Source organism: Bacillus paramycoides (genome assembly GCF_001884235.1).
In the GTDB taxonomy this organism is placed as follows: domain Bacteria; phylum Bacillota; class Bacilli; order Bacillales; family Bacillaceae_G; genus Bacillus_A; species Bacillus_A paramycoides.
In genome coordinates, this window is the sequence record NZ_MAOI01000135.1 from 1 (window position 1) to 9,963 (window position 9,963).

General features: G+C 33.6%; 10 protein-coding genes and 2 pseudogenes. 8 read left to right on the forward strand and 4 right to left on the reverse strand.

Annotated elements, in window-relative coordinates:
* Positions 1–374: 374 nt before the first annotated feature.
* From merR1 to BAU28_RS31205, 3 genes and pseudogenes are all read left to right on the forward strand, one after another.
* Positions 375–797: pseudogene (gene merR1 / locus BAU28_RS28110) on the forward strand (mercury resistance transcriptional regulator MerR1).
* A gap of 26 nt (positions 798–823) precedes the next feature.
* Positions 824–1,282, forward strand: coding sequence for a putative iron-sulfur cluster-binding metallochaperone (locus tag BAU28_RS28115; RefSeq protein WP_025149697.1), 459 nt, complete (start codon positions 824–826; stop codon positions 1,280–1,282).
* Between the two features lie 347 nt (positions 1,283–1,629).
* On the forward strand, positions 1,630–1,830 hold the full coding sequence (locus BAU28_RS31205; protein WP_025149698.1) for a site-specific integrase: 201 nt from the start codon (positions 1,630–1,632) through the stop codon (positions 1,828–1,830).
* A gap of 141 nt (positions 1,831–1,971) precedes the next feature.
* Here the strand turns inward: BAU28_RS31205 and BAU28_RS30625 are convergent, their stop codons facing one another.
* Positions 1,972–2,133, reverse strand: a complete 162-nt coding sequence (locus BAU28_RS30625; protein WP_165615201.1) for a hypothetical protein — start codon at positions 2,131–2,133, stop codon at positions 1,972–1,974.
* A gap of 588 nt (positions 2,134–2,721) precedes the next feature.
* Here BAU28_RS30625 and BAU28_RS28125 point away from each other — a divergent pair.
* The 3 genes from BAU28_RS28125 (at position 2,722) to BAU28_RS28135 (ending at position 4,626) form a co-directional block, all read left to right on the forward strand.
* Positions 2,722–3,183 (forward strand): GNAT family N-acetyltransferase, encoded by a 462-nt coding sequence (locus BAU28_RS28125; protein WP_083595020.1) that lies wholly within the window; start codon positions 2,722–2,724, stop codon positions 3,181–3,183.
* 320 nt (positions 3,184–3,503) lie between these two features.
* A complete protein-coding gene (locus BAU28_RS28130) occupies positions 3,504–3,701 on the forward strand; it encodes a hypothetical protein (RefSeq protein WP_071721255.1) in 198 nt (65 codons plus the stop codon).
* Between the two features lie 325 nt (positions 3,702–4,026).
* Entirely contained in the window at positions 4,027–4,626 is a 600-nt protein-coding gene (locus tag BAU28_RS28135; protein WP_071721257.1) for a hypothetical protein, read from the forward strand.
* Between the two features lie 317 nt (positions 4,627–4,943).
* Here the strand turns inward: BAU28_RS28135 and BAU28_RS28140 are convergent, their stop codons facing one another.
* Both BAU28_RS28140 and BAU28_RS28150 read right to left on the reverse strand, forming a co-directional pair.
* Entirely contained in the window at positions 4,944–6,614 is a 1,671-nt protein-coding gene (locus BAU28_RS28140) for a ribonuclease J (RefSeq protein ID WP_071721258.1), read from the reverse strand.
* Between the two features lie 1,147 nt (positions 6,615–7,761).
* A complete protein-coding gene (locus BAU28_RS28150) occupies positions 7,762–8,397 on the reverse strand; it encodes a CatB-related O-acetyltransferase (protein WP_071721262.1) in 636 nt (211 codons plus the stop codon).
* Between the two features lie 229 nt (positions 8,398–8,626).
* On the opposite strand from BAU28_RS28150, the gene BAU28_RS28155 reads away from it, so the two are divergent.
* Both BAU28_RS28155 and BAU28_RS28160 read left to right on the forward strand, forming a co-directional pair.
* Complete coding sequence (locus tag BAU28_RS28155) at positions 8,627–9,142, forward strand: transposase (protein ID WP_071721264.1); 516 nt, start codon at positions 8,627–8,629, stop codon at positions 9,140–9,142.
* A 226-nt stretch (positions 9,143–9,368) separates the two neighbouring features.
* Positions 9,369–9,557, forward strand: a pseudogene (locus BAU28_RS28160) (ArpU family transcriptional regulator); the annotation flags it as partial.
* A 220-nt stretch (positions 9,558–9,777) separates the two neighbouring features.
* On the opposite strand, the gene BAU28_RS28165 reads toward BAU28_RS28160, so the two are convergent.
* Positions 9,778–9,963: zinc ribbon domain-containing protein (locus BAU28_RS28165; RefSeq protein ID WP_083595022.1), on the reverse strand; the 186-nt coding region annotated here is incomplete at its 5' end.

Below are 9,963 nucleotides of genomic sequence, written 5' to 3' on the forward strand. Positions count from 1 at the left end.
AAAAGAGTTTGACTATGCCAAACCGAAATTCATCTCCCACCTACCGTTGGGCTAGCGCCTTTCACACGCTCGAGGAAGGAGAATTCTTTCGGTAAATTCGTTAAAATTTGTGATGGATGCTTGTCCTTACTAAGTACCCATCCATACGAAAATGGGGGACTACAAGTTCAATAGAGATAATTTCTTTTTGGGCATCTACTCGGTTATTTACAAAAGAGTAATCTAGGCCAATCGTAATGGCTAACTCTTGATGTACCGCATTTTGTATAGCCTGTGTATTTATTTTAAGAAAGTATATCGAAAATATAGTAAATAATACTTCCTTTGACCCTGTACTATGGTACAGGGTTTATACTTTATATGAGGTGAGATAGATGCAATATCGTATTGGAGAACTGGCTGAAAAGTGTGGCGTTAACAAGGAGACCATTCGATACTATGAACGATTAGGCTTAATTCCAGAGCCTAATCGTACTGAAAAAGGATACCGAATGTATTCCCTACAAATGGTCGATCGTTTGAATTTCATAAAACGGACGCAGGAATTGGGGTTTACCTTAAATGAAATTGACAAATTGCTAGGGGTTGTCGATCGCAATGAAGCAAAGTGCTGTGACATATATGATTTCACTGTTCTTAAATTAGAGGACATCTAACGTAAAATTCAAGACCTTAAAAAAATTAAACAAATGTTGATAGACCTTAAAGAAAGATGTCCCGAAAACAAAGATATTTACGAATGTCCTATTATCGAAACTTTAATGGACTCAGAAAAGAAAGCAGAAGAATATTTATAATAATAAATTGTAAAGGTGGAAGAATAATGGAAGATTGTTGTAGTAACCTTAAAGGAATAAAAATTGAAAATAATGGTCATTGTCCAACATGTAAAAATAAAGCTAAGAATGTAAAGTTGATTACACTAAAATCATTGCTTAAACCATCTGCATTAGAAACATTAAATGCTAAAGAAAATCACTACTTTTGTTCAAACGAAGATTGTGATGTAGTCTATTTTGATACGAATAATAAAAAATACTTTGTATCTGACATAAAGGTAGCTGTACATCAAAAAGATGACTCAGCAACTACACCAATTTGTTATTGTTTTGATTGGACAAAAGAAAAAATTAAACAATATGTGGAAAATGGACTTATTCCTAATCCAGTAGAGCATATTCGCGAAAACATAAAAGAAAACCGATGTGGTTGTGAAGTAAACAATCCACAAGGTAGTTGTTGTTTAGGCAATATTACAACTTATATTAGAAAAATGTCATAAGGAACCTAAATGTTGCTTTTTTTCACCAAAATAAATCAATATTCCTCTACAAAAGGGCGCTATTCTTTTATAGAGAAAGCGTCTTTTTCTTGTATTTCAAGTGTTCTCATGGTTAAGTAATTTTTTGTTTTCTACGATTGTTGAATGACTAGCGTATAAAAGAGACTCTCCTTGAACATAATACTAGATTAATTGATTTATAGAATGGCAGCGTGAAGAATAATGTTATTATCTGAGTCCTGGGAACAGTATCAATTAGATAAAAAATTGAGGGATATTCACCTCTGACTTTAAAAACATATTATTTTCAATATAAATTTTTATTACGTTATTTCGGTGACATTAACATGAGTGAATTTACTACAGAAAAACTAAAGGTTTACTTAATTGAAGCAGGAGAACACTTAAAGCCATCTAGTTTAGGACACCGAGTTCGTTGCATCAAATCACTTTTTAGATGGACACATGATGAAGGCTTTATTCTTAAAAACCCTGCTACTAAATTAAAAGAGCGGAAGTTAGGCAAAACATCGGCTCTTTTAATTTAGCAGAGCCGAAAACAAAAATAGCCACTTTCTGTTAAAGAGTGGCTTTGTATGAGTACGATTACTACATGTTACAGGGCTAGTATGTAAGTAATTACTTAAATGCATATAGCCTTATTTACCGGAGTGAGAACACCTGTTCTGTTATTTTCTAATCAGTCTCGTTAAAGCCATCCCAAGAAATCCAACACCCATTCCTATCAGCCATCCAATTTGGGAACTTCCTAACGAAGATCCCACTCCTCCACCAAGAAACATGCAGCCAACGAATACTAATGCTCCGATGCCCCATTTCGGCCGATCCATAATTCAATCACACCCTTTCAATAAAACATATGCTATTAGCTAATTAAACTTTCTTGAATATGATATGTTAATTATTTTGCTAGAGGTGGTATATTTGTTTGGCTTAGGTATAGCAATGGTCAGGGAATTTAAAAGACGGAGATTGACGGCTTTAAAGGGATTGCAGGAGGAAAATTTAATGTTTAAGTATCATCACTTAAGAGTTGTGGAACAAATTCTTTTTCAACTCACTAGCTAATAGAAGCTTGGTGATTTTCCACAATCGGGCGCTTTAATGGAATAAAAGGAGAGCATATATTAGTCATGTATAATATGTGCTTTTCTTTATTTTTAGTGATTTTTATAATTTAGGTCTTGATAAGAAGTACTGAAGGGACTTTTAAAGGTCTTTCGATATTTTGATTTTATGTTAGCAAAAAATGCTTTCATGTAAAGAAAACATCAAATCAGTCTACAACTATTTTTTAACAGTCTAATACTTTTTCTATAGTCTAAAACATTTTTTTAATGAAACACTTGATGGTAATAGGAAAAAGTATTTGTTTCTTGATGTAGGCAGAATATAAGATGATACAATTAGAGAAAAATATGGAGGGGCTCATGGTGGAGATAAGAAAATATAATTCTGATGACATCAAACAATTAACAGATTTAATGCCAGATTTAGGTTATCCTAGTTCATTAGATGAAATGAAAGTAAGAATGGAACGTATCGAATCCAATCCAAATTACTACACCTTTGTTGCAATAAATGATAATAACTTAGTAGGGATGATAGGAATAACAATTCATACAACGTACACAAACAACGATGAAAAGATTCAAATAACATCGCTAGTTACAAAGAAAGAATATCGCGGTCAAGGTATTGCGAAAGCATTGATTAAATATGTGGAAGAATGGTCTTTGAAAAGAGGATCTGATTTTATTTATCTTCTAAGTGGAAAAAGTGAAAAGAGGGTAAAGGCACACGAACTATATAAATTCCTTGGTTACGAAATAACTGGTTATAGGTTTGTAAAACGTTTGCGAAAAATGGATGTGCTTTAACAATTGGATGCAATTGTTGAATAATTAAATCCCAATTTCTCATTTATATCACTGAGAGATTGGAGTTTTTAATAATGGAATATCCTTAACGTTGTAAATCCGCTTGGTTGTAACCCTTTATCAGGTAAATGCTCTAAGATGCCAGAAGAAGGATATAACATTTTAGCTATGTATAATATGTTGTATCCCTTATCTTTTAAAGTTTTTTAGATTTAGATCTTGATAAAATAATCTAATCAACATTTGAAAAACTATCCCAAAACCATTAATTAATAATTAAAACTATGATAAAATTTACATATATAGGAAAGGTGAGGGTTATGAGAAAACGTTCATTGTTAGGGAAAATATTACTTTTTTGGGGGCCGATTTTATTTGTTTGGGGACTAATTATGCTTAATGTGATTACAGATATTATACGGTTTGAAAATACAAATAGAGTATTATCATTTAGTGTTCTTATTGCTGGAATAGCTTGTTGCATTGCGTCTAACTTTTTTAAAGAGCGTACAGTATAAAATATTTTATGTATCTATAAATGAGACTTCTATATAAGTTTTAATCAAACTTTTTTATAAAGTAAAATGTTCATCCAAACACGAAGAATCCATTTTGATTAACCTTGATATGCTCCCCCTTAGGTAGACAGATAAAAAATAAAAATCTGTTTATCTAAGGGGGCGTTTTTATGTCACGAATAATAAAGTCATTTCAAAAATAAAATAGATGATTAAAAAAATGGTATTAATTAGAACTTATACTTTTTATCCTGTATGATGAAAATGGGGATATTCCGGTATTTTTATAGTTAAGAAAGAAGTTATTCTCAAAGGGGTAGTTCAGATGTTTAATAGGAGAAACATTCATATTCGAGTTGTTGACAAAGACGGAGAAGTTTATCATGAGTTTGATGTATCAAAGGTAGAGTTAGAAGAAATAAAAGAAAACAAACATCAAGTTCGTATGGTTAAAGAAAATGTATACGAGATAGTAGAAAGTGATGAAAACTTAGAGTCACTAGGTGAAGAACTAGAAGAATTAGAAGAAATAATGCTAGAAATAGAGCAAGAACAAGCAGAAGAGAAAGCGAAACAGAAAGAAAAACAGAAATGGAGTACGAAAAAGAAAGTAATCGTATTTGGACTTATCTTTATCGTGTTTATTGTTTTACCTATCATTGAGGGGTTTCAAAATGCGGTACTGGTAGATGAAGGTAAACCGATGGAAGCACAAATCGTAGGTAGGCATGTAGAGAAAGAGAAAATCATCTTTACACACCCCACACTAGAAATATTCGTAGACGGTAAATACGAAGATGTATGGGTAAGAACAGAGACTTATAATGAAGCAGAATTTGGTAGTAAAGTCCGTGTCGTCAAAAAGAAAGATGGTGACATTGTATTAGACCCTCGATATGACTACGAGGATTTAATTGTAAAGTAGCAATCAAGAAGGGGTATGTTTTTAATATTCGCTTCTCAAATTAAACAACATTATTATTTGCAAAAATCGAAACCATTAAACAAAAAAACAAATTTTAAATAACTTTAATAACCTCCCATCATATTGTTGATGGGAGGTTATTGCCTTTCTGAAGATAAAATTAAAGAGCTTTTTATCTCTATACAATTTCAAAGCAACATATTGGGATTCTTATGCCATTAAATGACCCAATACAAAAGAAAGAGCACAATTCTTATTAGAGAATTGCGCCCAATTGTTGAAGATTAATTAATTCATTTTTTTAAACTTTCCCCCAATTAAATTTCAATAAGTATAGGAACAATCATTGGCTTTTTCTTAGTATGTGTATATACATATTGTCGTATTGATTTTTTTATTTGTTTTTTCATTACAGTCCATTGGTTTCTATTTGCTTCTTGTAGCTCGTTAACAGTTTTTATAGTAAGTCGATTAACTTCACTTCGGAGTTCCGAGAAATCTCTATCCACAAATCCACGAGAAAGGGTATCGGGTTCAGAAATCAGTTTTCCTTCCGCTTTGCTCATAGTTAAAACAATCATGAGCATCCCATCCTCTGAAAGTTGTTTACGGTCTCGTAACACAAATTCCCCAATATTATCGATATCCCCCCCGTCTACGTAGGTATTCCCAACCGGTATTTTCCGGGTCTGGCGGGCAATGGTATGTTCAATATCGACGACATCGCCATTATTGATGATAAACGTGTTTCCTTGCTCTACTCCAACGGATTCACCTAACAAACGGTGATGGTGTAGCATTCTAAATTCACCGTGAATGGGAATAAAATATTTTGGTTTCATTAATGTAAGCATTAATTTTAAATCTTCTTGATAACCATGGCCAGAAACATGCATTCCGGATGTACTTCCTGATCCATAAATCACGTTGGCTCCAAGTGCGAATAAGTTGTCTACAATACTCGTGATATTTCGTTCATTCCCGGGTATTGGACCTGCTGCAAATATAACCGTATCTTCAGGTAAAATGTCGACATCGCGAAAGTTTCCAGTGGACAGGCGAGCAAGAGCAGCCATTGGTTCTCCTTGACTCCCCGTGCATAAAATGGCCACCCTTTCAGGAGGCATTTCATTTATTTCATGTGGGTCAATTAACATTCCATCTGGAACTGTTAAATAACCACGTTCCATAGCAACCGCTACGACATTAACCATACTTCGTCCAAGCAACGCAATTTTTCGATTTGTTTTTTGTGCTGCATTCACGACTTGCTGAACGCGACTAATATTTGAAGCAAAGGTAGAAACAATAACTTTGCGTTTGGCTTTCATGAAAGTTGTTTCCACATGTTCGCCTACCATTTGTTCCGATGGGGTCAAACCAGGACGTTCTGCATTGGTACTCTCAGACAATAGAAGTAAGACCCCTTCTTTGCCGATTGCAGCCATTTTATGAATATCCGAATTCTCAGTATTCGCAGGGGTTAAATCGAACTTGAAGTCCCCCGTATGTACAATATTACCCTCTGGAGTGTGAAAGACTATTCCCAAGCAATCAGGAATACTATGGGTCACTTTGAAAAAGCTTACATTCATTTCTCCGATTGTCAAGTTTGAGTTTGAGTTGATTTCAATAAGTTCACTTTCTCTTAAAAGTTTATGTTCTTTTAATTTGATTTCAATTAATCCTAGTGTGAAGCGTGTGGCATAAACGGGTACATTCAATTTTTTTAAGAAGAACGGGATCCCCCCGATATGATCTTCATGTCCATGTGTGACAAGTAAAGCCCTGACTTTATCTTTATTTTCTACTAAGTAAGCTATATCAGGGATAATCAAATCAATTCCTAAAAAACTTTCATCTGGAAACTTATTGCCACAGTCGATAATCACGATATCGTTTGAATATTCGATTGCATACATATTTTTCCCGATTTCATTCAAGCCGCCTAAGGCGAAGATAGATAATGCATTCTCTATTGTACTCAAATTTATATCCTCCCATTTTAAATATAATCTTAGTATGCCCTTTGGGTTTCCATTTATCAGTGGGTTGAATGCCCGAGCTTCCTATAAAAAAGGGAACTCTAGACTTGTTTTTTCCTAAAAATAATGACTACAACATTGATGTCTTAGTTTCCCACATCGTTATCGAGGTCTATCCTCCCATGGAGACAGCTGCTATTGAAATCACTCATGGTTTTCGATTCTTAATAAAGACGTAATACTTTTTTAAGAAATGCGCCCGATAATGGAAGATCGTTATGCAGAGGTGATGCTGCACTTATATTGTAGAATAGCCCCCTAAAACAGAAGAAGCTCTCCTCATACTAATTGCTTAGAGTGAGAACAAATTCATCTAAATCTTATCTACGTGCATTGGAAAAAACGCTGTCTTCATCTGTAACACTGAATCCACATCTCATCAGAACCTTAAGGGATCCAAATAGATGTGATTTTTGTTAACACAAACCTTTTAAGGGATGAGATATTGATGTTTAATAGATTGGGTCCAAAAATTGGATATTCTTAAACTCGGCATCCGCAGTAGCAAAATCCATTAATTTAGCCCCCTCAATAGGGGGAGTGACACATACCCATCAACTTAAGAAAAATATAGGCTCAAAAAAAGAAAAAATGAGCCGAACTCTTATGAATAACTGTGAAAAGGTAAAATTTTTGTTATGGGAGGTTTCTCAAAATCTTAGCTTGATGGGCATAGGATAGTGCCACACAGCCATCAACTTAACAATTTTATAAAGCCCCAAAACAAAAAAATGTACATTTTCTCCTGGAGATGTCAATTTTTTCGTTTTGGGGTATTTGCTTTTCTTAGCTTGATGGTGATGGGGGGTACCCCTTAACGCACAGGTAATTGATTAAATGTGTCTAATGTTAAATGATAATATAGCTATTTAATTTCTAAGCTATAAACACAGTAAACACCGTCCGAATAATCGAAGGGTGTTTACAATAGTTATTTAATTTTTTTCTATCTCTACTAACTCCCTCAAAATCAGTCACAATAAAGATGTTTAAAAATAGCCCTTATGCAACTAGAGGTATCGGCTAGGTGCAAAACAATAGATAAAAGAAATAAATTTCAAATTCATTACTATTTGGTTAACAGTTTTTATTATGACTTTATCAGTTCCTTTAAAGCACTCGTATTATTGCTTGTTAAAACGGGAATGAATTCAGTTATTTTTTCAATATCCCAGTCCCACCACTTAATGATATTGAGAATATCAATTGTTTCCTCGTCAAATCTATAACGTATTAATTTAGCTGGATTTCCTCCTACAATTGAATAAGGCGGAACATCTTTAGTTACAACAGAATTTGTGGCTATTATAGCTCCATCATCTATCTTAACACCAGGCATAATGGTAGCATTATAACCTATCCAAACATCATTTCCTATAACTGTATCACCTTTGAATCCACCACTTAAATTCTCTAAACCGACTTCCCAATCTCCACCAAATGCCCCAAAAGGAAACGTTGTAAAAGAATTTGTATTATGATTCGCACCATTCATGATAAATTTGACATTGGATGCAATAGCACAAAACTTTCCGATTTTTAGTTTATCCCCTATAAAGTCAAAATGATAAAGGACATTTTTTTCAAAATCTAAAGGATTATTATGATCGTCATAATACGTGTAATCCCCAATTTCAATATTTGGATTAATCACTACATTCTTTAAAAAGCATAGGCTTCTGATATTTTTCATGGGGAAAACACTTTTTATATCGGGACCACTCATTTTGCACACTCCTAAAAATATATTTATTAGCTTCAATGACTATCTGTTTTATTATATATTAACAGTGTTTCTTAAACTCCTACCTCGTTAGTTTAAATGGGGGTATTTAAAATTAAACAACATTATTTGTTTTTAAATAACTTTATTTCAAACCAACAAATGTTTCTATGTGGAATTAATTACCTAATGCATATTATAATGTTATTAATATGTATTGGTGGTGTGATGAATGAACAAATTAGAAAAATGTTCTAAAGTCTTTGTAATGTTTTTTATTTTGCATGTTATACTTCTTATATTTTCTCCAAATAGAATAGTAGGTAGGTCAGCTATCCAAAAAGATGACATAAAATTGCACGTATACGCACAAGCCACTACGGGAGCACCTCAAAAAATAAGTAAGAGTGATTTAGCTATATTAAAAGAAAAAATTAAAGATACATACCCTAATGTAAAATCTACGGACATTGAGCTTGAAGGTGACACACCGTTCCATCATGTTGATGATCCAGCTTATATCGGAGAGTTTACTGTATACGGAAAAGTTATAGGTACAACACTAAATGAAACATCGGGGGAAAATACAGTTGCGGTTTTAAAAGTTTCATACTGGGATATGCCAATGATTCAATACTGGTTTTATGAAGGGTCTATCCCAAGTCTATCACTTGCAATTTTGTCACCATTTTTATTCATTGCACTTAGTATCCTTTATGCAAGACCTAAGAAAGCTGACCAACGGTAATAGGCGGAATTTTTACGTTTACGTATATTCACTTTCTAGTCTAATACTTTATTTTATGGATAGCGGAACAATTCGCAATAGTGGGGTGGGGGCTATGTTAATGCACACTGTTTCTTTATTCAGTAGTTAAATATTAAAATTTCACGTACCTTATATAATGTTAAAATTACAAATTCAGAAATAGGGGAATTCCAACTTAGAAAGGCAATTAACTTTCTTACCAGCTATCGATGATAAGAAAGTACAAAAGGAAGTAATAAGCGTATTAAAGGAATATAGAGCACTCAAGATGCGATTCAGTAATGAAGTGGAGCAAGAAGGAATCAGTTTGTTTCCTGAGTTACGTGATTCAAGGAATACGAGTAAATGGAAGGTGCAGCAGGTAGAGAAGGCGCTTAATAACTTATTAATAGAAATTACACATTAAACCAGTGAACATTCTAAAAAGACAAACATATGATAAAATCGTGGGACAAGTTATTATATGAGGTGAGACTTGGAGCGCCATACTTATTCTTGAAGAGTACCTAATGGAGGGTACTCTTATTTACATATTGAACTACTCACCACTTAACATCCTTACGGACTGTTTGAAGTGGGAGATTCCTAAGTACAGAAACCTAACGGTTTCTAATTCAATAGGCTATCCCCGTAGTTCCTACGGTTAAGAGACGAATTGCTTCGTTTCTTAGATTGAGCGCTGCATTTCGATCTCTATCGTGATGTGTGCCACAAGAAGGACAATCCCACTCACGAATGGTTAGATTTTTAACGTCTTTGTTTTTGTATTCACAATTGGAACATAATTGACTAGAAGCAAA